At 65.4% G+C, this 23,864-nt stretch carries 18 protein-coding genes; 6 read left to right on the top strand and 12 right to left on the bottom strand.

The features are described from left to right. Positions 1-3 precede the first annotated feature (3 nt). Both N5D48_RS13785 and N5D48_RS13780 read right to left on the bottom strand, forming a co-directional pair. Positions 4-1,449: an ATP-binding protein gene (locus N5D48_RS13785; RefSeq protein WP_279885060.1), complete on the bottom strand. Its 1,446-nt coding sequence runs from the start codon at positions 1,447-1,449 to the stop codon at positions 4-6. Positions 1,450-1,719: 270 nt separating this feature from the next. Beyond that, complete coding sequence (locus N5D48_RS13780) at positions 1,720-2,319, bottom strand: lytic transglycosylase domain-containing protein (RefSeq protein ID WP_279885058.1); 600 nt, start codon at positions 2,317-2,319, stop codon at positions 1,720-1,722. Positions 2,320-2,506: 187 nt separating this feature from the next. Between N5D48_RS13780 and gspG the strand changes: the two genes are divergently transcribed. Continuing rightward, positions 2,507-2,932, top strand: a complete 426-nt coding sequence (gene gspG / locus N5D48_RS13775) for a type II secretion system major pseudopilin GspG (RefSeq protein ID WP_279885056.1) — start codon at positions 2,507-2,509, stop codon at positions 2,930-2,932. Between the two features lie 11 nt (positions 2,933-2,943). Then, positions 2,944-4,122 carry a type II secretion system F family protein gene (locus tag N5D48_RS13770; protein ID WP_279885053.1) on the top strand — a complete coding sequence of 393 codons (1,179 nt, stop codon included), beginning with the start codon at positions 2,944-2,946 and terminating at the stop codon, positions 4,120-4,122. A 34-nt stretch (positions 4,123-4,156) separates the two neighbouring features. Here the strand turns inward: N5D48_RS13770 and N5D48_RS13765 are convergent, their stop codons facing one another. Beyond that, positions 4,157-5,071 carry a tyrosine-type recombinase/integrase gene (locus N5D48_RS13765; RefSeq protein ID WP_279885050.1) on the bottom strand — a complete coding sequence of 305 codons (915 nt, stop codon included), beginning with the start codon at positions 5,069-5,071 and terminating at the stop codon, positions 4,157-4,159. Positions 5,072-5,285: 214 nt separating this feature from the next. Between N5D48_RS13765 and N5D48_RS13760 the strand changes: the two genes are divergently transcribed. Next, positions 5,286-6,467, top strand: a complete 1,182-nt coding sequence (locus tag N5D48_RS13760; protein ID WP_279885047.1) for an NnrS family protein — start codon at positions 5,286-5,288, stop codon at positions 6,465-6,467. A 61-nt stretch (positions 6,468-6,528) separates the two neighbouring features. Continuing rightward, positions 6,529-7,176, top strand: coding sequence for a DUF1345 domain-containing protein (locus tag N5D48_RS13755; RefSeq protein ID WP_279885044.1), 648 nt, complete (start codon positions 6,529-6,531; stop codon positions 7,174-7,176). Here the strand turns inward: N5D48_RS13755 and N5D48_RS13750 are convergent. Beyond that, a complete protein-coding gene (locus N5D48_RS13750) occupies positions 7,102-8,331 on the bottom strand; it encodes an aminotransferase class I/II-fold pyridoxal phosphate-dependent enzyme (RefSeq protein WP_279885041.1) in 1,230 nt (409 codons plus the stop codon). The genes N5D48_RS13755 and N5D48_RS13750 overlap by 75 nt on opposite strands. Positions 8,332-8,616: 285 nt before the next feature. Here N5D48_RS13750 and N5D48_RS13745 point away from each other — a divergent pair, with 285 nt between their 5' ends. Continuing rightward, positions 8,617-8,880, top strand: a complete 264-nt coding sequence (locus N5D48_RS13745; protein WP_279885039.1) for a DUF1652 domain-containing protein — start codon at positions 8,617-8,619, stop codon at positions 8,878-8,880. Here the strand turns inward: N5D48_RS13745 and N5D48_RS13740 are convergent. Then, positions 8,877-10,964: an EAL domain-containing protein gene (locus N5D48_RS13740; RefSeq protein ID WP_279885037.1), complete on the bottom strand. Its 2,088-nt coding sequence runs from the start codon at positions 10,962-10,964 to the stop codon at positions 8,877-8,879. The genes N5D48_RS13745 and N5D48_RS13740 overlap by 4 nt on opposite strands. A 308-nt stretch (positions 10,965-11,272) precedes the next feature. On the opposite strand from N5D48_RS13740, the gene N5D48_RS13735 reads away from it, so the two are divergent. Further along, positions 11,273-11,554: a hypothetical protein gene (locus N5D48_RS13735; protein ID WP_279885034.1), complete on the top strand. Its 282-nt coding sequence runs from the start codon at positions 11,273-11,275 to the stop codon at positions 11,552-11,554. Between the two features lies 1 nt (position 11,555). On the opposite strand, the gene N5D48_RS13730 is transcribed toward N5D48_RS13735, so the two are convergent. The 7 genes from N5D48_RS13730 to N5D48_RS13700 all read right to left on the bottom strand — a co-directional run bounded on the left by N5D48_RS13730 (position 11,556) and on the right by N5D48_RS13700 (position 23,699). After that, positions 11,556-12,236, bottom strand: coding sequence for an alpha/beta hydrolase (locus N5D48_RS13730; protein ID WP_279885031.1), 681 nt, complete (start codon positions 12,234-12,236; stop codon positions 11,556-11,558). Positions 12,237-12,338: 102 nt separating this feature from the next. Beyond that, positions 12,339-13,823, bottom strand: a complete 1,485-nt coding sequence (locus tag N5D48_RS13725) for an efflux transporter outer membrane subunit (RefSeq protein WP_279885028.1) — start codon at positions 13,821-13,823, stop codon at positions 12,339-12,341. After that, the gene (locus N5D48_RS13720) at positions 13,820-16,930 is read right to left on the bottom strand and encodes an efflux RND transporter permease subunit (protein WP_279885025.1); all 3,111 of its coding nucleotides are present in this window, start codon (positions 16,928-16,930) and stop codon (positions 13,820-13,822) included. Before N5D48_RS13720 ends, N5D48_RS13725 begins: the two co-directional genes overlap by 4 nt. Positions 16,931-17,081: 151 nt before the next feature. Then, the gene (locus tag N5D48_RS13715; protein WP_279885024.1) at positions 17,082-20,177 is read right to left on the bottom strand and encodes an MdtB/MuxB family multidrug efflux RND transporter permease subunit; all 3,096 of its coding nucleotides are present in this window, start codon (positions 20,175-20,177) and stop codon (positions 17,082-17,084) included. Next, positions 20,174-21,460 carry an MdtA/MuxA family multidrug efflux RND transporter periplasmic adaptor subunit gene (locus N5D48_RS13710; RefSeq protein WP_279885023.1) on the bottom strand — a complete coding sequence of 429 codons (1,287 nt, stop codon included), beginning with the start codon at positions 21,458-21,460 and terminating at the stop codon, positions 20,174-20,176. The genes N5D48_RS13715 and N5D48_RS13710 overlap by 4 nt, the downstream gene beginning before the upstream one ends. Before the next feature lie 293 nt (positions 21,461-21,753). After that, positions 21,754-22,254, bottom strand: a complete 501-nt coding sequence (gene tpx, locus N5D48_RS13705) for a thiol peroxidase (protein ID WP_279885020.1) — start codon at positions 22,252-22,254, stop codon at positions 21,754-21,756. A 164-nt stretch (positions 22,255-22,418) separates the two neighbouring features. After that, the gene (locus N5D48_RS13700; RefSeq protein ID WP_279885017.1) at positions 22,419-23,699 is read right to left on the bottom strand and encodes a serine/threonine transporter; all 1,281 of its coding nucleotides are present in this window, start codon (positions 23,697-23,699) and stop codon (positions 22,419-22,421) included. Positions 23,700-23,864: the final 165 nt, after the last annotated feature.

Raw genomic sequence — 23,864 nt, 5'->3', positions numbered from 1 at the left:
ACATCAGGTTATTGCCACACGAAAACTCAACAGCACACGGGTACCCAAGCCTTCCTGGCTGCTCAGGCGCACCGAGCCACCGCAACGCTCCATGATCCGCTTGACCAGCATCAGACCCACCCCCAGCCCGCCCTGCTTGGTGGTGAAGAACGGTCGGAACGCCATGCGCTGCTGTTGCTCGTTCATGCCCTTGCCGGTATCCGACAGCCGCAAGGTCAGGCTGCGCCGGTCATGTCTGACCAGCTCCACGCGCAACTCGCCACCTGGCTCCATCGACTCCAGGGCGTTGGCGATCAGGCTGTCGAAGATCTGGCCGATCAGCTCCGGCTGCCCCAGCACCTGCACTGTCGGCAGCTCGGCCAGCGCCAAGCGTATGCCACCGCGCTCCAGTGCCGGGGCGAACGCCTGCAGGCTTTCGCGCAGGGTCTGGGCAACATCCACCGGCACCGTGTCGTCGTTGAGCGGGCGCAACGACTGCAGCAGCTCGCGTACCCACTTCGACATGCGATCGACCTGGCTGATGATGTCGCTGATATTCTTCTGCGCCGGCCCCTCATCGAAGGCCTCGGCCAGCTCCGCGCTGGAACGGATGCTGGCCAGCGGATTGCGCAGGCTGTGGGCCACCGCCGACGACACCTCGCCCAGGGCGACGAAGGTTTCGTTGCCGATCAAGCGCTTCTGCTGCGCCGCCATCAGCCGCGCGGCTCGGCGCATGATGCCGTAGAGCCCGAAGTAGACCAGCCCTACGCCCACGGCAATGGCCAGCCAGATCAGCAGCAGGCCATGCTCGATGCGGGTGATCAGGTCATGGGGTTCCTTGTAGATCTCGACCATCGCCGTGACCTTTTCACCGTCGGCGTCGAACAGCGGGATATAGTTTTCGATGAACAACTGCTCAGGCGGCGTGATGAACTTCTGCTCGCTGCGCGCCTGTTCGAAGTCGTGGTAGCTGGCCGAGACCCGCATCTTGTATTCGAACGCCTTGTCCAGGTCATCGTCGGAGTCGATCAGCTTGCCGATCAGGGCCGGGTTGCTCGACCAGATCACCGTCCGGTCAGGCGCGTAGATATTGGCCAGGAGCAGGTCCGGCAGATGGGCGACATGGTCGAGGAACTCGCCGCGCGCCTTGCGCCGCGCTTCTGGCGAGACTTGGGGCACGGCATGGTCGGTACGCGGGTCGAGCAGCTCGCCCATGGTGCGCACATTGGGGATCGACACATGCCGGACCTCGGCATCGGCGATCGAGGTGATGAACTGGGCAGTGAGCAACGCATCGCGCTCGACGCTCTCGTCGATGATGAAACGACTGGAGATCAGCCCCAGGCCGATGCCCACCGAGAGAATGATGGCCAGGCTGACCCAGGCATACCAGCGCAGCAGGTTGAACGGCTTGCGCCCGCCGCCGCCATCGGCGGGCACGAACGGTTCGAAACGGGGGGCGAGGTCCATGGCAGGCTCCGCGGCTGGGCACCTCTAGAGGTTATAGCCCAGAGTTGGGGAAACCATGGGCTGCCGGCGTGGCCTTGTCGCTCACAGAACAGGAGGCGGTCCGGCCGTCGACGGCCCTCGGACATTCTAGGCTTTGTACGAAAAGTGCCTGCGCGACGATCATGCTGCGTTGAAAACAGGCTCGGAATGCTCATTTACAACCAGTAAACTCCGCTTCCTCGCCTGTTTTCGCCTTGCCTGATCGCCGCTCGGCGACTTTTCGTACAAACCCTAGAGCGGCGCATCCTCGGCCAAGCCCCGCAGCAGGCGATATTCGCGCAGCACGTTCGGCACATAGCGCCGTGTCTCGGCAAAGGGCGGCACCACCCTTCCCCGGCTGAGCACCGCGTCCGGCCCGGCATTGTAGGCCGCCACCGCCAGGGTGATGTCGTTGTCGAACAACGTCAGCATGCGCTTGAGGTAGCGCGCGCCGCCATGCACGTTGGCCTCGGGGTCGAGCGCATCGCTGACCCCCATTTCCTTCGCGGTGCCCGGCATCAACTGCATCAATCCCACCGCGCCCTTGGCCGAACGGGCCTTGGGGTTGTAGCCGGACTCGGCCTTGATCAAGGCATGCAGCAAGGCCTGCGGCACATCGTTGGCCAACGCGGCGGCGGCCACCAGTTCGGCATATGGCCGGCCGATGACCAACTGCGCATTGGCCGGCCCGCCCTGCGCGTCCTTCTCGCGGATCACCCGGTCGTAGTGGCGTCCCGGACGGTGCACGTTGGACAGCACGAAGCCGCCCTTGCCGTCGCTGGAGATGTACACGTCGGCCTGGGCGTCCAATGCCAGCAGCCCTACCAACAATCCCAGGATCAATCCACGCATGTCGGTCGCCTCCCCGCCGTGAGCCCCCGAAGTGGGGGAAATGCCCCGCCAAGCCGGGCTTTTCGGCAATGACGCAAGCAGCGTGCCGCCGGCCATCGCCCATGGCGCCTGGCCCCGGCGCAGACGAGCACGGCAGTTGCATAAGCGCAGTGAAGGCAAGCCTGCCCACGCGACGGAGGGTTTCATCATGCACCGCAACATTCATGTCCAACGTGGCTTCACCTTGCTCGAACTGCTGGTGGTACTGGTGGTGCTGGGCCTGTTGGCCGGGATCGTCGCCCCCAAGTACTTCAGCCAGTTGGGGCGCTCCGAAGCCAAGGTGGCGCGGGCACAGATCGAAGGCCTGGGCAAGGCCCTGGATCTCTACCGCCTGGAAATCGGCCACTACCCCAGCAGCGAGCAAGGGCTGCAGGCCCTGGTGGTGGCGCCTAGCGGCGAGGGACGCTGGGCCGGCCCCTATCTGCAGAAGGCCGTGCCCCAGGACCCGTGGGGGCGCGCCTACATCTATCGACAACCTGGCGAGAACGGCGGCGAGTACGACCTGCTGTCCATGGGCAAGGATGGCCAGCCTGGCGGTGACGGGGAAAACGCCGAGATCAGCAGCTGGCAGTGAGGAGCTCGCTCATGCGTTATCAGCTCAAGGCCCTGGGGCGCCAGGGCGTGGTGCAGTTGCAGGTGGATGCCGAGGACATCGAGCAGGCTCGGCGCCAGGCCGAGGATCAGGGGTTGCGCGTGCTCAGCGTGCGCGGCCAGGTTCGACTCTGGAAGCGCCGCGCGGCGGCGTTCGACCTGGTCCTGTTCAGCCAGGAACTGACAACCCTGCTCGCTGCTGGCCTGCCCCTGATCGATGCCCTGGAAAGCCTGGCCGAGAAAGCCCCCGGCAGCGACGCGCGCAAGACCCTCGAACAGCTGGTGCGCCAGCTGTATGAAGGGCGCTCGTTTTCCCAGTCCCTGGCCCAGCAACCCAGGGTGTTCCCCACCCTGTACGTGGCCCTGGTGCAATCGAGCGAGCGCACGGGTGCGCTGGGCGACGCCCTGACCCGCTACATCGGCTATCGCCAGCGCCTGGACCTGGTCAGGCAGAAGCTGGTCGGCGCCTCGGTCTACCCGCTGTTGTTGCTGCTGGTCGGCGGCGGCGTGGTGCTGTTCCTGCTGGGCTATGTAGTGCCCCGCTTCAGTCTGGTGTTCGAAGGGATGGGCAGCGAGCTGCCGTGGCTGTCACAGGTACTGATGCAGACAGGCTTGTTTCTGCACGCCCAGCAATTGCCGCTGGGGCTGGGCGCGCTGGCGCTCATCACGACACTGATCGCCCTGCGCCGCCACCCCGTAGTACGTCGCTGGGGCAGCCGGCAACTGCGCCGCGTACCGGCCCTGCACCAGCGCCTGGTCATGTATGAGTTGGCGCGCTTCTACCGCTCGCTGGGCATTCTCCTGCAAGGCGGCATTCCCATCCTCACGGCGCTGGGCATGGCCCGGGGCCTGCTGGGCAGCGCCGCGGCCACGGGCCTGGAGCACGCCAGCCGGCAGGTTGCCGAGGGCCTGGCGTTGTCCGCCGCGCTGGAAGCCAACCAGCTGGTGACCCCCGTGTCGTTGCGGCTGCTGCGCGCCGGCGAGCACGCCGGCAACCTCGGCGAGATGCTGGAGCGCTGCGCAGATTTTCATGACCAGGAAATCGGCCGCTGGGTGGAGTGGTTCGTCAAGCTGTTCGAGCCGTTGCTGATGACGTTCATCGGCTTGCTGATCGGGCTGATCGTGATCCTGATGTACATGCCGATCTTCGACCTGGCCTCGAGCATTCATTGAGCACGACGGCAAATGGCCTTGGGCTCGTCGTCGCTCAGTAGTCGAAGCGCTCCACCGCCCGACGCCGATCATTGTCATCGCGCCGATCATAGCCTGCCGTGGTCTGGATATTGGCGTGGTGCGCCAGTTTCTGCGCGATCGACAGGTCGTGTTCTTCGATCACCCGGGTGATGAAGGCCCGGCGAAAATCGTGGGGCATGATCTTCGCCCCGACTTGCGCCCCACGCTGACGGGCAATGTAGTAGATCGCATGCTTGGTGATGCGTGCCCGCGTGATATGGCTGCCGCGACGGATCCGGTTGAACAGGAAGCTGTCGTCGCGCTCGCCGCTCGGCAGGTGTTCGCGACGCAGGTCGAGCCAGGCCTGCAGCTTTTCGAAAGCCCAGGCCGGGGCGTACTTGATCAGCTGGCGATTGCCCTTGGCCAGCACCTGCACGCTGCGTTCCTGGAAATCCACCTGGGCCAGGTCGACATCCACCGACTCCGACTTGCGCATGCCCGTGCCGTACAACAGCGCCAGGATCGCCGCATCGCGCACGCCCTGAGGACGCGGATCGGCGGCGCATACCTCCATCAGCTCACGGATCAGGCTGCGGCGCAGGTTGCGCCCCGGCGGCAGGCGACTTCCGCCGGCCGGTTTGATCTCGCGGATCTTGAGCAACCGCTCATGTTCGATCAGGCCCTGGCGCCAGGCTTCGTTCATCACGCCACGCACGGCGTTGACGTAAAGCGACGAGGTGTTGGGGGCGTAGCCGTCGGCGCGCAAGGCGGCGACCAGCGCGATCACGTGCCCGGGCTCGAGATGGTGCCAAGGGACATCGGCAATGTCGCAGTCGACGAAGCCCAGGCGGTCGGCGGCGTCCTGCAGGATGTAGCGCATGGTCAGCTGGCTCGATGGCGCCAGACGGGCGAAGTACTGCAACAGCGGGTTGCGCAGGAGATCGGTCACAAAGGGAATCCTGTAGCGATGCCACATCTCGCGAACGGCGTGACACGGAAAAACGAGTCATTTCAACCTTGATGAAGGTCAAAATGACTTCAAAACAATAAAGTCATAATGACTACAACTGGTGCCATTACCTTGATATTCAAGGGCTTTGAGCAATGGCACGGTTCGTGATGGTACCCCATTCAACCGCTCCGATCGAACCAAGGTTCCCGCCATGCTGATTCAGCCGATCGTCACTCGTCCTCGCCAGGCCCTCTGGGCTCTGGGATTCCGTCCATTCTTCCTCGGCGGCAGCCTGTTTGCGCTGATCGCCCTGTTGCTCTGGGGCGGCACGCTCGCGGGCGCCCTGTCGCCCACCCCGCCCGGCGGCATGCTCGCCTGGCATCGCCACGAAATGCTGTTCGGCTTCGCGGTAGCCATCATCGCCGGCTTTCTGCTCACCGCCGTGCAGAACTGGAGTGGCATCCCTGGCCTGGCCGGTCGGCCGCTGCAGGCTTTGTTCCTGCTCTGGTTGCTGGGCCGCCTGGCCTGGTTCATGCCACTGCCAGCCTGGCTGCTGGTATCGATCCAGGGCAGCTTCCTGCCGCTGGTCGCCGTGGCCCTGGCCCGACCGATCATCCAGCGGCGGCTGCGCAACAACTACCCGATCGTCGGCCTGATCCTGCTGACCGCGGCCTGCCAGTGGCTGACCCTGGCGGGTTGGCTGGCGCACAGCGAGGAGTGGCAACGACGTGGCGTATTGGCTGGGCTCTGGCTGGTCGCCGCGATGATGAGCGTGATCGGTGGCCGGGTAATCCCGTTCTTCACTCGTCGTGGCCTGGGCAACATGACGCCCGCCAGGGCGCGCCCATGGCTCGACCGCGCCTGCCTGCTGGGCAGCGTGTCGGTGCCGCTGACCGTTGTCGCCGGGTTCGGTGACAGCCCCCGACCTTCGATGGCCGTGCTGTTCGCCGCCCTGGCCCTGTTGCACGGCGCACGCCTGCTGTCGTGGCATGAGCGCGGGTTGTGGCGGCTGCCGCTGTTGTGGTCGTTACACCTGGCCTATGCCTGGCTGATCCCGGCTTGCCTGGGCCTGGCCCTGTGGCATGCGGGGATGGCGCTGGCTCCGAGCCTGGCGACCCATGCGTTGACGGTCGGCGCCATGAGCGGATTGATCGTGGCGATGATGGCCCGGGTGAGCCTGGGACATACCGGGCGGCCACTGCAGGTGCCGCGCAGCATCGGCTGCGCCTTCGCGCTGATCCAGCTGGCGGCGTTGGCACGGGTGGTGATGACGCCATTCACGCCATTGGGGCTGGGGTTGTCGGTGCTGTTCGGCAGCGCTGCGTTGCTGCTGTTCCTTTGGCATTACCTGCCTATCCTGATGCGCGCCCGAGCCGATGGCATGCCGGGCTGATCCACGACAAGAGCACGACTGGTCTACAGTTCAAGCTAGGCCCTCCCCGCCAAGAGACCGCATGGACTTTCTCCGCCTCAGCCGCACCCACCCTCGCCTGAGCATCGCCACCCTGGCCGGCGTGCTCGGCGCGTGGCTGATTCCCGCCGACGATACGGTGCAGCATATCCTCACCGGCTGGAACCTGGGCGTCTGGCTGTACTTGCTCATGGTCCTGTGGCTGAGCCTGCGGGCCAATGCCGAGCGGGTGCGCAACGTCGCGCGCATCGAAGACGAGAATGCTGGCCTGGTGCTGATCACCGTCTGTATCTCGGCCATCGCCAGCCTGGCCGCCGTCACCCTGCAGCTGGTCTCGAGCCGAGGGCTGGACGGCTCCGCCCTGGCCTTGCACTACCTGTACACCGGGCTGACGGTAGCCGGCTCCTGGCTGCTGATCGCCTGCATCTTCAGCCTGCACTACGCCCGGCTGTTCTATACCGACGGCGCACAGAAGCCGCCCCTGTATTTCCCCGACGGCGAGCGCAATCCGGACTACTGGGACTTCCACTACTTCTCGTTCACCATCAGCGTCGCCGTACAGACCTCCGACATCGGGGTCGGCAGCCGGGCCATGCGCAAGGTGGTGCTGGCCCACTCACTGGTATGTTTCGTGTTCAACACGGCGATCCTGGGCTTCACCATCAACATTGCCGCAGGCCTGCTCGGCTGACAGGCGCAAGGCGAAAGCAACGATGCGCTGGCATGCCGTCTCCAGCACCTCGGCCTCCAGCACCAGCCCCAGACGCACGTGCCCCACCGCGCTTGGCCCGAAGGCGTCCGCGGGCAGCAGCGCCACGCCCTCTTCGTCCAGCAGGCGCTGGGCGAAGGCCTGGGCGCCGAGCCCGGTGCCGCGAATATCGAGCATGACGAACATGCCTCCGGCCGGACGATGGACCTGTACGCCGGGGCAACCGTCGAGTTGCGCGCACACCCGGTCGCGCCGCTGCCGATAAGCCTCACGCATTCGCTCCACCTCTGGCAGTGGCTGCTCCAGCGCGACGCAGGCCGCATGCATGACGAACTCCGGCAAACCGAACAGCATGGCCATGGCCAGGTTGCCCAGGTGAGCGGCCAGCGCTGGCGGCGCGATCACCCACCCCACACGCCAGCCGCTCATGGCGTGGGACTTGGACAGGCTGTCGATGATCACGCAGCGTTCGGCCATGCCGGGCAGCCGCCAGGGCTGCGGCGTCTCGCCGTCATGCGCCAACCGCCGATAGACCTCGTCGCAGACCAGCCAGACATCATGCGCGCGGCACAGTGCCGCCAGGCGCTCCAGGTCCGCCGCGCCGATGACCGCGCCCGTAGGGTTGTGCGGGGTGTTGAGCAACAGCCCCCTGGTCCTGGGGGTGATGGCGCGGGCCACGGCGTCGGGGTCGAGGCGAAACGCCTCCTCCGGGCGCACCGCCACGGGTACCGCCCGTGCGCCGCAAGCCCCCAGCACAGCGTGATAGGTGACGTACATCGGCTCGGCGACGATCACTTCATCTCCGGCCTCGAACAGGCATTGGCAGGTGGCGAACAACGCCCCTTGAGCGCCGGCGGTGACCACCACCTGATCCGGATCCAGCGCCAACCCGCTGCGCCGCACGATCGCCTCGCGCAGGGCTCGGCTGCCACGCACATCACCGTAGTGGGTATCGCCTCGACGCAAGCTGGCCACCGCGGCATCCACCACCGGCACCGGGGTATCGAAGTCTGGGTCGCCCATCGACAGCAGCAATACCTCTCGCCCCCGGCTGCGCAGGTCCAGGGCCTGATAATGAATGTCCCAGGCCGAGGCCGCATCGCCGGCGATGCGTTGAGTGAGCGAGGAATAACGCATGACTGTCTCCCTGTCTGCCAAGCGGCACCGTTGGTCCGAAAGATGCTGCCGGTAAACATAGCAGAGCAAGGCTTGGCTTCTGGCCCGCATCCGAAGGAAAACGTTTGCCCTGATAGCAGCCGACATGACGGAAGTGTGACCACGGTCATGCCTTGGTACATTTGTCCTGTTTCGCGCAGATCACTGCCATGGCAGGTGCTATGGTTAAAGTCCCGATGGCCAGGATGGCCATTTGCGCAAGTGCTTTGGACTCTCCACGCTCAGGACATGAACAAGGAGGCTGGCATGACCAAGATGACGTTCCCCAACGCCTGCCAGGTCATGCGTTGGCATTTCCATCCACTGGGCTTCGAGGCCAGCATGGATGCGCCACGCAGCATGATCGCCCGTCTGTTCGACCGGGCCAGCGGTGAAACCTTGCTGGCTATCGCCGGTATCCCCTGCGCGGCGATCATGCCCGCCGCCGATGTCGAACGGATCATCGAGGCCGTGGAGGCCGAGCTGGAAACCTTCGGGCTGCTCGCCAGCCCTCTGCGCGACGTCGTCTAGCTCGACGTCCCCTGGCGCTCGCGCAGCGCCTCCAGGCCTTTCATGAACTGTTCGGGCGGCACCGGCTGGCCGAGCAGATAGCCCTGCAGCGAGTCGCAGCCGAGCCGGGTCAGGAAGTCCTGCTGGCGGTCCGTCTCCACGCCCTCGGCGACGATACGCAGCCCAAGGGCCTGCCCCAGGGCAACGATGGCCGAGACGATGGCGGCGTCATCGCTGTCCTGTTCGAGGTCGCGGACGAAGCCACGGTCGATCTTCAGCTCGTTGGCCGGCAGGCGCTTGAGGTACATCAGGCTGGAATAGCCGGTGCCAAAATCGTCGATGGACAGGTCGACCCCCATGTCTGCCAGGCGCTGCAGTACATGCAGGCTGGCATCGGCGTCGCGCATGGCGGTGGTTTCGGTGATTTCCAGGGTCAGGCGGTTGGCCGGCAGGCTGTTTTGCTCCAGGGCCGTGGCAACGCTGTCGACCAGGCCGGCATGACAGAACTGGATCGCCGACAGGTTCACCGCGATACGCCAGTCCTCATGCCCCAGGTCCATCCACTGGCGCATCTGCCGACACGCCTCGGCCAACACCCACTCGCCAATGGGAATGATCAGGCCGGTCTTCTCCGCCAGACCAATGAAGCGGTCCGGCAGCATCAGGCCGTGCTGTGGGTGCTCCCAGCGCAGCAAGGCCTCGGCACCGATGGGCTGGCGCAGCGCGGCATCGAACTTGGGCTGGTAGTGCAGACGGAACTGGCCCAGTTCCAGCGCCATGCGCAGGTCCTGCAGCAACTGCAACTGCTGGCGCGCGTTGCTGTTCATCGACGCGTCGAAGAAGCTGTAGCCGTTCTTGCCGGCGCTCTTGGCGTGGTACATGGCGGCGTCGGCATTGCGCAGCAGCTCATGCTGGTCCAGACCGTTGCCTGGGTACAGCACGATACCCAGGCTCGCCGACAGCTGCAGGTCATGCTCGGCGACGCGGAATGGCCGGGATACCAGGTTGACCTGCTTGACCGCGACGTTCATCGCATCGTCCGGCTCGTCCAGCTTCACCAACAACACGAACTCGTCGCCGCCAATGCGCGCCAGGGTGTCCTGGCTGTGCAGATGACCGCGCAGACGTGTCGCCACGGCCTTGAGCAGCAGGTCGCCGACATGGTGACCGAAGGCATCGTTGACCGGCTTGAAGCCATCGAGGTCGATGAACATGAGGGCGAAGCAGCCGCCCTGCTCCGCCACCCGGCCAATGGCCTGCTCGATACGGTCGGCCAGCAGCGTGCGATTGGGCAATCCGGTGAGGGTGTCGTGCAAGGCCAGTTGCGTCAGTTCCTGGTTGGCCAGCGTCAGCGAACGCGCCAGCTCCGCCGTGCGGGCCTCCAGACGGGCGTCCAGCACCGAGGTCAACAGCGCGACCGCCAGCACCGCCAGGGTGGTGATCAACACCACGTACTCCAGGCCATCGCCCGCCAGTCCACCGACCAGCGCGCCACAGAAACTGCCCTCGGGGAAATTGGCCGCGGCCATGCCGGTGTAGTGCATGCCGACGATGGCAACGCCCATCACCACCGCCGCCACGCCTCGGATATGGCGTACGTAGGGTGTGTGTCGGCGCAGACGGAAGGCGATCCACAGCGCCGCCGCCGAGGCGCCAACCGCTATGGCCAGGGAAGCGCCGAACAGCGCCGGGTCATAGTCGATGCCCGGCTGCATGCGCAGCGCCGCCATGCCCATGTAGTGCATGCAGGCGATGCCGGTGCCCATGATCAACGCGCCAAAGGCCAGTTGCAGCCAGGGCAGTTTCGGCTGGCTCACCAGCCACAGGGCGAAACCTGAGGATGCCACCGCGATCAACAGCGACACGGCGGTGAGCACCCTGTCGTAACCCAGCTCGACCGGCAGGCTGAACGCCAGCATGCCGATGAAGTGCATCGACCAGATGCCGATGCCCATGGCGAACGCCCCGCCGCCCATCCACAGGTACACTGCTCGGCCCTTGGCGGTGGCGATGCGCCCGGTAAGGTCCAGGGCCGTGTAGGAGGCGAGGATGGCCACGCACAACGAGATCAACACCAGGGAGGAAGAGTAACTACCGATCAGCATTTGCACATCCAGGAACGAACCAAGGGAAGGCTCGGAAAAGCGATGATTGTACTCAAGCGCTGAGGAAACGCACGGGGTTTTCGCGAATGAGAATGGATCCAATAACCCCTGGAAGGCTCGCAGATCCTTGATGCAGAGCGCTTTGATCGACGCATGAAGGCATATTGACACTGGTCGTTCGGAGCGGTTGTCGATGGCAACAGTTGGCACTCGAGCTTCTTGACCGCTGACAAACGCCGCGCCAGACGAAGCGCCTCCAGCTAATCTGAATAGGCCAACACATCAGCAACTATTTCCAGGAGCCTAAGATGGTCACGTTCCGCGGACGAATGCTCGCCCTGCCCCTGCTCGCCCTGTCTCTGGTCCTGGTGGCTGGCTGCTCGAGCAAGCACGCCGCCACGCGCTATGCCGCCCAGGGCTCCAACTGCTATGCCAAGGCCCTGCCCAGCAGTGGCGAGGGTGGCCTGGCATTCGGCCCGACCCTCGCCACGGCCAGCAGGAAGTCGCTGGACAGCTGCGTGCGCTATGCCAGCCGCTCCGGTGGCACGCCACGCACCTGCCAGGTGGTCGTGGCCAAGTGCAAGGGCTGACTCAGCCCAGCGCTTCTTCGATCAGCGCGGCGACCTCCTTCGCCCGGGAAGCCAGCGAAGCATGGCTGGCATCCAGGGTGATGGTCTTGCGTGGGTTCATTCGCGCCGACATCAGCTTCTGGTTCTCGGGCGCGATCATGTGGTCTTCGCTGGAAATCTGATACCAGGTCGGCTTGTTCTTCCAGGCCGGATTGCTGATGGTGTCAGCGAAGGTACTCGCCAGCGGCGCCTTCTGCGTTACCGCCATGACCAGTGCCTCATCGGCCGACAGGTCCTGGCAGAAGCTTTCATGGAACTTGTCCGCCTTGATCCACAGGTAACCGTCGCTGTCCGGCGCCAGGTTGGGCGCCGCTTTGGGGAGGTGCTGCTGGGTCAGGCCACCAGGGCTTTCGTCCTGGTCGGGCGCAAAGGCCGCAATGAAGACCAGACCCATCACGTTTGGCTGGTTGCCGGCCTGGGTGATCACCGCCCCGCCATAGGAATGCCCCACCAACAGCACCGGTCCGTCGACCTGCGCGACCATCTTGCGGGTGCGCTCGGCATCGTCGGCCAGCGAGGTGAGAGGCATCTCCACGGCGCGCACATTCGTGATGCCCTTGCGCGCCAGTTCGACGATCACCTTGCCCCAATGGGCGGCTCCGCCCCAGAAACCATGTACCAGTACGACAGTCGGCTTGCTCATGAACGAATACCTTTGCTGAGAGAACAGGATACGGGGTTGCCGCAACAGCATAGGCCAGCGGATCCTTCGCTTTAGATCAAAGGGGTTGGGCGGCCTACCGCCTCATTCCTTGGCCAGCGCTTGCTGAGCATCCCAGCCACCGCCCAGCGCCGCGATCAACTGCACACTCGCCACCAACCGCCCCTGCAGCAGCGTCAGTACGCTGCGCTCGTTGCTCAGCGCCGTGGTCTGCACGTTCACCACATCCAGATAACCGATCAGCCCGGCCTTGTACTGGTTCTCGGTCAGGCGCAACGACTCGCGCGCCGCCTCCAGCGCTTCCTGGCGCACCACGGCTTCGTCACCGTAGACCTTGAGCTGCACCAGGTAGTTCTCGACCTCCTTGAACCCGTCCAGCACGGTCTGGCGATACTGCGCCACGGTCTGGTCGTACACCGCGACGGTGCGGTCCACCTCGGCGCTGCGCTTGCCGGCGTCGAACAGGGTCAGCGCCAGTTGCGGCCCGACCGACCAGTAGCGGTTGGGCAACTCGATCCAGTTGTTGAAGCTGCTGCTGGAGTAGCCGCCGCTCATGCTCAGCGACAGGTCCGGGAAGTACGCGGCCCGGGACACTCCGATATTGGCGTTGGCCGCCATCACCTTGCGCTCGGCCGAGGCGATGTCGGGCCTGCGCTCGAGCAATTGCGACGGTAGCGCCAGCGGAATCTGCGGCAGCGCCGGAATGTCGTTGCTCGCGGCCAGGGCGAACTCCGCCGGCGCCTTGCCCATCAGCACGGCGATGGCGTTCTCGTACTGCGCGCGCTGCCAGGCCAGGTCGATCAGGTCGGCCTGGGTGCTCTTGAGCTGGGTGCGCGCCTGGGCCACGGCGTCGGGCCCGGAAACTCCGGCGCGATACTGGTTCTCGTTCATCTTCAACGAGCGCTCGTAGGCCGCGACCGTGGCTTCGAGCAGGCGCTTCTGCTCATCGATCACCCGCAACTGCAGGTAGTTCTGCACCAGCTCCGACTGCTGGCTCAGGCGGATCGCCGCCATGTCGGCCAGGCTGGCCTCGGCACTCGCCTGGTTGGCATTCAGGGTCTCGCGCAGCTTGCCCCACAGGTCGATCTCCCAGCTCACGCCGAGCTGCGCGTTGTAGGTGTTGCGAATGCCACTGCTGTTGTTCGACAGGCTGGAGCTGGAACTGCCGGTTCCCTGCGCCGAGCGATTCTTGCTGGTGGTCAGGTCCAGCGAGGGGAACAACGAGGCCCGGCTGCTGCGCACCAGGGCCTGGGCCTGGCGATACTGGGCCTCGTATTGCGCGACCGTCTGGTTGCTGCGGTTGAGCTCTTCGACCAGGGCGTTCAATTGCCGGTCGCCGTAGATTTCCCACCAGGCGCCACGGGCGATGGCATCCGACGGATTGGCCTGGGTCCAGCCTTCGGCCTGCTTGAACTGCGCCGGGGTGCTCAGCTCGGGCCGGTGGTAGTCCGGGCTCAGCGTACAGGCACTGAGCATCGCCACGCACAGGCCGGCGCCGACCAGGCGCGAGCCACGCCCTCGGGTCAGTAGCTGGAGGGCACGATGCAGGCGGGTGTGGGCAAAGTTCATAGCGGGGTATCCAGGGCAGCGTCGGTGCGCACACCGCGCCAACGGTTGAAACGGTGGCGCAGGCGGTCAAGGTACAGGTAGACCACCGGCGTCGTGTACAGGGTCAGGACCTGGCTGAACACCAGGCCACCGATGATGGTCAGGCCCAGCGGTTGGCGCATCTCGGCGCCTTCGGCCTGGCTGAGCAGCAGCGGCAGCGCGCCGAGGATGGCGGCCAGGGTGGTCATCAGGATCGGTCGCAGACGCAGCAGGCAGGCGCGACGGATCGACTCTTCCGGCGACAGGCCATCGTTGCGCTCCAGCTGCAGGGCCAGGTCGATCATCAGGATGGCGTTCTTCTTCACCACGCCGATCAGCAGGAACAGCCCCAGCAGCGAGATCAGGCTGAATTCGCCGCCGGTCAGATACAGTGCCAACAAGGCGCCTACCCCGGCCGAAGGCAGCGTGGAAAGGATGGTCAGCGGGTGGATGTAGCTCTCGTAGAGTATGCCCAGCACCAGGTACACCAGCACCAGGGCGCCTAGAATCATCAACGGCTGGCCTTCGGTGGTCTTGGTGAAGGCGTCGGCGGTACCGCCGAGCTTGGCGATCACCGACTCCGGCAGGCCAAGCTTGGCCACCGCGCGCTCCAGCGCGGCCATGGCCTGGTCCGGGCTGTAGCCCTCGGCAACGTCGAAGGCGATGTCTTCGGAAGCGAACTGGTCTTCGTGGCTGACGCGGTCGTTGGCCAAGCTGTTCTGGTAGTGGGCGAAAGTTGACAGCGGCACGCGGGCACCGTCGGCGGTGATCACCTGCACCTGTTCCAGGGTGCTCGGGTCCCAGGCGTATTTCGGGTTGATCTCCAGTACTACCTGGTACTGGTTGAGGCTGTCATAGATGGTCGATATCTGACGCTGGCTGTAGGCGTTGTTCAGCACCGCGGTGACCATGTCCATGTCGATGCCGAGGCGCTTGGCCTGATCGCGATCGACCACCAGGGTCACCTGCTGGGTACCGGCGCCGTCGTGCGCATCGATGGCGGTCAGCTCGGGCAGCTTGCGCAGCTCGGCGGCGACCTTGGGGAACCACTCGCGCAGGGCGGCCAGATCCCCGCTCTGCAGGGTATAGAGGTACTGCGAGGTGTTCTGGTCGCGCCCCCCTCCCCCCAGTTGCAGGTCCTGGTCGGCCATCAGGTAGAGGCGCCCGCCCGGAATCTTCGGCAGGTCCTTGCGCAAACGGTCGATGACCTTCTGCGCATCTTCCTTGCGCTCACTGATGGGCTTGAGGCGCACCAGCACGAAGGCATTGTTGGTGCCACTGTTGCCGCCGATGAAACCCGCGACACTCTCCACGGCCGGATCCTTGAGCAGCGCCCGACGGTAGATCTCCATCTTCGGCTGCATCACGGTGAACGACAGGCCATCGTCGCCGCGGATGAAGCCTTGCAACTGGCCGGTGTCCTGTTGCGGCATCAGGGTCTTGGGCACCACCACGTACAGGGCGATGTTGAGCACGATGGTAGCCAGCAGGCTGAACAGCGTCAGACGCTTGTGGCGCAGGGCCCAGCCCAGGCTCCTGTCGTAGCCGGCGACCATGCGCTGGTGGATGCGGTCGCTCCAGCGCTGCAGGCGGGTCTGCTGCTGCGGGCCATGCGCCTTGAGCCAGCGCGAACAAAGCATCGGCGTCAGCGTCAGCGACACCACCAGCGAGACGATGATCGCCGCCGCCAGGGTGATCGAGAACTCCTTGAACAAGCCGCGGACGATACCGCCCATGAACAGGATGGAGACGAACACCGCCACCAGCGAGACATTCATCGACAGCAGGGTGAAGCCGACCTCCTTGGCGCCCTTGTAGGCGGCGCGCATCGGATTCTCGCCATTCTCGATATGCCGCGAGATGTTCTCCAGCACCACGATGGCGTCGTCCACCACCAGCCCGGTGGCCAGGATCAGCGCCATCAGCGACAGGTTGTTCAGCGAGAAGCCGCACAGGTACATGACCGCGAAGGTGCCCACCAGCGACACCGGCACCGCCAGGCTGGGGATCAACGAGGCTCGCAGGTTGCCGAGGAACAGGTAGACCACCAGGATCACCAGGACCACGGCGATCAGCAGCGTGTGCTCGGCCTCTTTCAGGGTGGCCTTGATCACCGGCGAGCGATCCATGGCCACGTTGAGCTTGACGCTGGCCGGCAGCAATGACTGCAGCGCCGGCAGCTCGGCCTTGATCTGCTCGACGGTCTGGATGATGTTGGCGTTGGTCTGGCGGTTGACCACCAGCAACACCGCGCTCTGGTCGTTGAAGAAACCGCTGTTGTAGCGGTTTTCCACGCCGTCGCTGACCTTGGCCACGTCCGACAGGCGCAGGATCGCGCCGTTTTGCTGGCGGATCACCACCGGCCTGTAGTCCTCGGCGCTTTCCAGCTGGTCGTTGGCGCGCACTTGCCAGTTGCGCTCGCGATCCTCGACGAAGCCCATGGGCCGGCGCTGGTTGGCATTGGCCACGGCGGTACGCACTTCGTCCAGGGACAATCCGTACTGGTTGAGCAACTGCGGCTCGAGCTCGATGCGCACCGCCGGCAGCGAGCTGCCGCCGATCTGCACCTCGCCTACGCCGCCGACCTGGGCCAGGCTCTGCGACAGGATGGTGTCGGCCAGGTCGTAGAGCTTGCCCTTGGACAGCACGTCCGAGGTCAGCGACAGCACCATGATCGGCGCCTGGGACGGGTTGATCTTCTTGTAGGTGGGCATGCTGCGCATGCCGCTGGGCAGCAGGTTGCGGGTGGCGTTGATCGCCGCCTGCACCTCGCGCGCCGCGCCGTCGATGTCGCGGCCCAGCTCGAAGCCGATGATCACCCGGGTCGAGCCCTGGTTGGAACTGCTGGTCAAGGTGGTGACACCGGCAATGGCGCCGAGCTTGCGCTCCAGCGGCGTGGCCACGGTGGAAGCCATCACCTCGGGGCTGGCGCCCGGCAGGTTGGCCTGCACCACGATCACCGGGAAGTCCATCTGCGGCAGCGGCGCCACCGGCAGCAGGCCGAAGCTCACCCCGCCCAGCAGCATGATCGCCAGACTCAGCAGCATGGTGGCCACCGGCCGGCGAATGAACGGTCCGGACAGGTTCATTTGCAGCTCCACGCTTCAAGCGGCAAGCTGCGAGCTTCAAGCTGCAAGCTGCAAGCTTCAAGCCGCAAGAAAAAGCGCGCGCGAGCACCGCACTCGAGTCCACCCCGATCAGCTTGCCGCTTGCAGCTTGCAGCTTGCAGCTTGAAGCCGCTCATACCGCCTCCTCGGCCAGACGCGAATCGCCCCAGCGGCGCGCCAGTCGGTCGAAGTACAGGTAGATCACCGGGGTGGTGAACAGGGTCAGCACCTGGCTCACCAGCAGGCCGCCGACCATCACCAGGCCCAGCGGCTGGCGCAGCTCGGCGCCGGAGCCGGTGGCGAGCATCAACGGCACGGCGCCGAACAGCGCGGCCAGGGTGGTCATCAGGATCGGCCGGAAGCGCAGCAGCGCCGCCTGGTAGATCGCGTCGCGCGGGCTCATGCCCTGGTGACGCTCGGCCTCCAGGGCGAAGTCGATCATCATGATCGCGTTCTTCTTGACGATACCGATCAGCAGGATGATGCCGATGATGGCGATCATGCCCAGGTCGTTGCCGCTGAGCAGCAGCGCCAGCAAGGCCCCCACCGCCGCCGACGGCAGCGTGGAGAGGATGGTCACCGGATGGATGTAGCTCTCGTAGAGCACGCCCAGCACGATGTACATGGTCACCACCGCGGCCAGGATCAGCAGCAAGGTGCTCGACAGCGAGGCCTGGAACGCCTCGGCGGCGCCCTGGAAGCGGGTCTGCACGCCCAGGGGCATGCCGATGTCCTGCTGCACCTGCTCGATCACCTTGACCGCCTCGCCCAGCGACGCGCCATCGGCCAGGTTGAACGACATCATCACCGCCGGGAACTGGCCGATGTGCGAGATGGCCAGCTGGGCCTGGCGCTGCTCGATGCGCGCCAGCGCCGACAAGCGCACCTGGCCGCCGTCGGTGGCCTTGACGTGGATCGACTCCAGCGCCTGCGGGCCTAGGCTGGCGGCCGTCTGCGACTGCAGCACCACGCGGTACTGGCTGGCCTGGGTGTAGATGGTCGAGATCTGCCGCTGGCCGAAGGCGTCGTACAGGGCGTTGGTGATCTGCGCCACGCTGATGCCAAGGCGGCTGGCCATGTCGCGGTCGATCACCAGGTACACCTGCAGGCCCTTGTCCTGCAGGTCGCTGGCCACATCCCGCAGCTCGGGGCGGTCCTTCAACGCGCGCACCAGTTTGCCGCTCCATTCGGCGAGCAGGTCGGCGTCGGGCGAGCTGAGGCTGAACTGGTACTGGGTGCGGCTGACCCGGTCCTCGATGCTCAGGTCCTGCACCGGCTGCATGAACAGCCGGATGCCGACCAGCTTGTCGAGCCTTGGCTGCAGGCGGTTGATGACCTCGGCGGCGGTGACGTCGCGCTCGCCGTGGGGCTTGAGGTTGATCAGCAGGCGACCGCTGTTGAGGGTGGCGTTGTCGCCGTCCACGCCGATGTAGGACGACAGGCTCTGCACCGCCGGGTCTTCGAGGATCACCTTGGCCAGCGACTGCTGGCGCTCGCTCATGGCGGCGAACGAGGTGGCCTGGGGCGCCTCGGAAATGCCCTGGATCACCCCGGTGTCCTGCACCGGGAAGAAGCCTTTGGGCACCATCAGGTACAGCACCACGGTCAGCGCCAGGGTGGCCACGGCCACCAGCAGGGTCAGCGGCTGACGCTCGAGCACCCAGGTCAGCGCACTGCCGTAGTGCCTGATCAGCCAGTCGATCCAGGCGCCACTGGCACGGTAGAAGCGGCCTTGCTCCGCTTCCTTGGGTTCACGCTTGAGCAGGCGCGCGCACATCATCGGTGTCAGCGTCAGCGACACCACCAGCGAGATCAGGATCGCCACCGCCAGGGTGATGGCGAACTCGCGGAACAGCCGCCCGACCACATCGGCCATGAACAGCAGCGGGATCAGTACCGCGATCAGCGAAAAAGTCAGCGAGATCAGGGTGAAACCGATCTGCCTGGCGCCCTTGAGCGCGGCTTGCAGCGGCGTCTCGCCCTCCTCGATATGGCGGGAGATGTTCTCCAGCATGACGATGGCGTCGTCCACCACGAAGCCGGTGGCGATGGTCAGGGCCATCAGCGTGAGGTTGTTGACCGAGAAGCCGGCCAGGTACATCACCCCGAAAGTGCCGATCAGCGACAGCGGCACGGCGATGGACGGAATGATGGTGGCGCTGACCCTGCGCAGGAACACGAAAGTCACCATCACCACCAGGGCGATGGCGAACAGCAGCTCGTGCTGCACATCGCGCACGGCGGCACGGATGGTCTGGGTGCGGTCGGTGAGCACGCTGACTTCCAGCCCTGCCGGCAGGTTGTCGGTGATCGACGGCAGCAGTTCCTTGATCCGGTCGACCACTTCGATGACGTTCGCCCCGGGTTGGCGCTGGATGTTCAGCAGCACCGCTTCGTTCTGATTGGCCCAGGCGGCCAGGCGTTCGTTCTCGGCGCCATCGACGATCTCGGCGACGTCCTTCAGGCGCAGCGGCGCGCCGGCGTTGTACTTGAGAATGAGGTTGGCGTACTCGGCGGGCGAGCGCAGCTGGTCGTTGGCGTCGAGCATCGACACCCGCGTCGGGCCGTCGAAGTTGCCCTTGGGCTGGTTGACGTTGGAGGCGCCGATCAGGGTGCGCACGTCGTCCAGGTTGAGGCCGTTGGCGGCCAGGGCATCGACGTTGACCTTGATCCGCACCGCCTGGCGCTGGCCACCGGCGATGCTGACCATGCCCACGCCGCTGATCTGGGCGATCTTCTGCGCCACGCGGGTGTCGACCAGGTCGTTGAGCTTGGGCAGCGGCATGGTCTTCGAGGAAATGGCCAGGGTCAGCACCGGGGTGTCGGCCGGGTTGACCTTGTTGTACACCGGCGGTGCCGGCAGGTCGCTGGGCAGCAGGTTGCTGGCGGCGTTGATCGCGGCCTGGACCTGCTGTTCGGCGACATCCATGTTCATGTCGAGGTTGAAGCGCAGGGTGAGCACCGAAGCGCCACCCGAGCTGGTCGAGGCCATCTGCTCCAGGCCCGGCATCTGGCCGAACTGGCGCTCCAGCGGGGCGGTGACCGCGCTGGTCATCACCTGCGGGCTGGCGCCCGGATAGAGGGTCATGACCCGGATGGTCGGATAGTCGACCTGGGGCAAGGCCGCCACCGGCAACAGCTTGTAGGCGATCAGGCCGGCCAGGACGATGGCCAGCATGCTCAGCGTGGTGGCGACCGGCCGCAGGATGAACAGGCGCGAGAGGTTCATGCGCCCGCCTTGTCGCTCGACTCACCGGCCTGCGCCGAGCCGCCGGCGCCCTGCCCTTGCAGGTGCTGGCCGGGGGTCGTCGGCACCTGGGAGCTGTCTTCGACCACCTCGACCTTGGTGCCTTCGCGCAGGCGGTCGGTGCCTTCCAGCACCAGGCGCTCGCCGGCGGCCAGGCCCTCGGCGATCACCGTGTTGTCGCCGTCGCTGGCGCCGACCTTGAGCTTGCGGATGTTGATGGTGTTCTCGGCGTTGACGACATAGACGAAGGTGCCGTCGTTACCGAACTGGATGGCAGCGGCAGGCGCCAGCACCACCTGCTTCAGGGTATCGGCGAGCAGGCGCACGTTGACGAACTGGTTGGGGAACAGGGCGTGGTCGCGGTTCTCGAAGGTGCCCTTGAACTTCAGGGTGCCGGTGGTGGTGTCGATCTGGTTGTCGAAGCTCCCCAGCACGCCGGTGGACTGGAGTTTCTGGTCACCCCGGTCCCAGGCCTCGACCGGCAGGCTGGCGCCACTGCGGTAGCGGGCGAGCACGGTGTCGAGCTGGGTTTCCGGGAGCGTGAACGCGACACTGATCGGCTCGGTCTGGGTGATCACCGCCAGCGCGGTGGTGTCGTTGGCGGCCACCAGGTTGCCAAGATCCAGCTGGCGCAGGCCGACGCGACCGCTGATCGGGGCACGGATCTGGGTGAATTCGAGATTCAGGCGGGCATCGTTGACCTGCGCCTGGTTGGTCTTGACCAGGCCCTGGAACTGGGCGACCTGCGCCTCGGCGGTGTCCAGGGTCTGCTTGGCGATGCTGTCCTCGGCGTACAGGCCTTTATAGCGGGCCAGGTCGACCTGGGCATTCTTCAGTTGCGCCTGGTTCTGCGCCAGGGTGCCTTCGGCCTGCTGCAGGGCGATGCGGTAGGTGCGCGGGTCGATCTCGGCGAGCAGGTCACCGGCCTTGACCTGCTGGCCCTCCTTGAAATGGATCTTGACCAGTTCGCCGGCCACCCGGCTGCGCACATTCACCGTATTGGTCGCGGTGACGGTGCCCAGGGCCTTGTAGTACAGCGGGAAATCGCCCACGCGCACCGGTTCGACGCGCACCGGCACCGCTTCGACGGATGCGCCGAAGCCCGGGCGCCCGCCCATGCCCATGCCACGGCCCGGACGCCCATTGGCGCCATCCTTGTGGGCTACCGGCGCGGGCCACAGCCACCAGGCCAGCGCGGCCACCAGCAGCAGGATCAGCAGGCCGAACAGCCAGCGACGGAGGGAACGGGAATTGGAGGCTTGCATGGGTCGAACGAACCTTGTTCAGAGAAAGACGGCGAGAAGAGCGTGAACGATAAGCACTGGCATCGTTTTAGCAAAGGGGCTTTACCAGTGCTTTACCTTCGGCTGACGTTGGCAAAGGGGTGAACTTTAAATGAAAACGGCCTGGAACAGGGTCCAGGCCGTTACAGGGTGTGACGCACCAGTGGGAGCGGGCTTGCCCCGCGATGGCGTCGTATCAGGCAAACACGCCAGCCTTCAAGGTGCAATCGCGGGTCAAGCCCGCTCCCACGCTGCGCCCCACCGGGCGCGTGGTGTTACTTCAGGACAGCCAGCGCCGCCTCGTAGTTCGGCTCGTCAGCGATTTCGCCGACCAGCTCGCTGTGCAGCACCTTGTCGTTCTCGTCCAGCACCACCACGGCGCGGGCCGCCAGGCCAGCCAGCGGGCCGTCGGCGATGGCGACGCCGTAGGTTTCCAGGAACTCGCGGCCACGCAGCGTGGAAAGGTTCTTCACGTTCTCCAGGCCTTCGGCACCGCAGAAGCGCGCCTGGGCGAACGGCAGGTCGGCGGAGATGCACAGCACCACGGTGTTGGCCACGTCATTGGCCTGGGCGTTGAACTTGCGCACGGAGGTGGCGCAGGTCGGGGTATCGACGCTCGGGAAGATGTTCAGCACCTTGCGCTTGCCGGCGAAGTCTTTCAGCGACTTGTCGGACAGGTCGCCCGCGACCAGGGAGAAGGCCGGCGCTGCGGCGCCAGCCTTCGGCAGTTCGCCTTTGACCTGAACCGGGTTGCCTTTGAGAGTCACTTGAGCCATGGCGGAATTCCTTATGCGGGTTTGAAAAAGACCCTGAGTTAAGCATGAAGCCGCGCAAGTGCCTATAAGCAAACATGAAATTGTTGTATTGCCGGACAATTTTCGCGGACAAGAAAATGCCCGGGCGGCGACAACCGACCCGGGCACCTGGACTGAGCGTCGCGTCAGGCCAGCAGGCCGTATACCACCGAGGTCAGGGCTACCAGGCCAATGACCACCACGAACACGTTGGACAGCGCGCCACTGTACTTGCGCATCGACGGCACGCGACGGATGGCGTACATCGGCATCAGGAACAGCAGCACGGCGATGATCGGACCGCCCAGGGATTCGATCATGCCCAGGATGCTTGGGTTGAGGGTGGCGACGATCCAGCACACCACCAGCATCAGCGCGGCGACGATGCGATCCAGGGCCTTGGCGCCCGGGCGCATGCCGGCCTTGACGATCATGCCTTTCAGGCCCTCGCTGGCGCCGATGTAGTGGCCCAGGAACGACTTGGCGATGGCGATGAAGGCGATCAAGGGCGCGGCGAAGGCGATGGCCGGCTGCTCGAAGTGGTTGGCCAGGTACGACAGGATCGACAGGTTCTGCGCCTTGGCCTCGGCCAGTTGAGCGCTGCTCAGGGTCAGCACGCAGCTGAACACGAAGAACAGCACCATCAGCACCATCAGCAGGTGGGCGCGACCCAGGATCTGCCCGCTGCGTTCGTCGGCGTGCTCACCGTAGCGACGCTTCTGGTCGACGGCGAAGGCGGAGATGATCGGCGAATGGTTGAACGAGAACACCATCACCGGGATCGCCAGCCACACCGTGTGCAGGAAGGCCGAGCCGGACGGCATTTGCGCCGCGGTGTCGAGGATCCCACCGGTCCAGTGCGGCACCAGGTACAGGGCCAGCAGCGCCAGGGCGACGATGAACGGGTAGACCAGCAGGCTCATGACCTTGACCGTGGCCTGTTCGCCGCAGCGCACGATGGCCAGCAGGCCGAGGATCAGCACGAACGACAGGATCGCCCGAGGCGGCGGCGTCATGTGCAGTTGGTGCTCCATGAAGCTGCTGACGGTGTTGGTCAGCGCCACGCTGTAGATCAGCAGGATCGGGAAGATGGCGAAGAAGTACAGGATGGTGATCAGTGCGCCGGCGGTGATGCCGAAATGCTCCTCGACCACTTCGGTGATGTCGCCGCCCTTGCTGCCGGAGAGCACGAAACGGGTCAGGCCGCGGTGGGCGAAGTAGGTCATGGGGAAGGCCAGCAAGGCCAGGACCAGCAACGGCCAGAAACCGCCAAGGCCGGCGTTGATGGGCAGGAACAGGGTTCCGGCGCCGATGGCCGTGCCGAACAGGCCCAGCATCCAGGTGGTGTCGTGACGCGACCAGCTGCCGAGGGTGGCGGGGGTCGATTCTGCAAAGCGTTGTTCAACGCTTGGGGCCTGCTCATTCATTCCGGGTGAAGCTCCACTCGCAAGACTGCAACAGGCTGAGAATGGCGAAATAGACGTTTCGCCCAACTCAACCGGGAAAGGGGCCGCGATTGTGCATGCAAAGGTTGCACTTGGGGAAGCCCCGCCCGAGGGACGGTTGCACTTGTCTTTACAAGCGGGTTGTGC

This window comes from Pseudomonas sp. GD03858, from assembly GCF_029840925.1.
Classification (GTDB): domain Bacteria; phylum Pseudomonadota; class Gammaproteobacteria; order Pseudomonadales; family Pseudomonadaceae; genus Aquipseudomonas.
This window is presented reverse-complemented; position numbering and strand designations above follow the sequence as displayed.